Genomic DNA, 940 nt, shown 5'->3' with positions numbered 1-940 from the left:
AATACGTGGCTCAGACAATACAACCAGATCAGACCACATCATGCTCTGAACATGCGCCCACCAGTCCCAGAAACCCTTTTAGACAAACCGCAAATCACTGGTACTGAAACAAGGGGCTAGACACGCTGAAACTTACCTGTTGGGTTACGATTAATGGCCTTCAATCTGTTATCTACCCAGTTCTTTTACCCAGTTCTTCACACACTGATTCCATCGCGGGCCGGAGCGCCTCAATCGAGGGCTTCACATATCTCTGCCCCGTGATCGACAAGGGCGTGTGATTAAGCAGTCGCCCTACGATCTCTTCAAGCACGCCTGCTTCCATAGCCACAGTGGCGAAGGTGCGGCGGTGCGCATGAGGTGACCACTTCAATCTTGACGGTCCGCTGATACGACCGCTGGCTGACTTTGGCGATGGGAACACCCAGTCACGATGAAGGTTTCGGATGGGCGCTAAGATCTCGTGGTGCACCTGTAAAATGGGCAGATCAAAACTGCGCCCATTCTTTGTTATCGGTAGGTGAATGCGGTCTTCATGAACTTGATCCCACTTCAAGGTGAGAAGCTCGGTTTTCCGTAAGCCCGTGAAGAGTGCCATCTCGTAGAAGACGCGATGGATGGGATTGGGCAGATCGTCCATCGTCTGTCGCCACGCTTTGAGGTCTTCGATGATCGCTCCGTCCGGGGTTTCGTCATACCATTCAATCGCCATGGTTGGTGACTCAGGTAAGTCATGCGTTCGTCGGGCATGGTTCCAAACTGTGCGAAAATACTTGAGAAGGTGATTGGCCGCGGAAGGGCGATCAGCCATCGACCGATGCCGATCAGCCACCATCTGCTTGCTGATCTCGTCCAACGGCAGACGCATCCAATCTTTCAAGTGCAGTTCGAACTGCTGGCGCATACTTTGTTTGTGATCGTCAGATCGAAGCTTCGGTCG

At 52.7% G+C, this 940-nt stretch carries 1 protein-coding gene; it reads right to left on the bottom strand.

Features of this window, described 5'->3' with window-relative positions; genetic code table 11:
* Positions 1 to 172: 172 nt before the first annotated feature.
* A partial coding sequence (locus AC2D8P_RS16620) for a tyrosine-type recombinase/integrase (protein WP_484704002.1) occupies positions 173 to 940 on the bottom strand: 768 nt, incomplete at its 5' end.

The sequence above is a fragment of the Roseovarius sp. YIN77 genome, from assembly GCF_057219155.1.
This window is presented reverse-complemented; position numbering and strand designations above follow the sequence as displayed.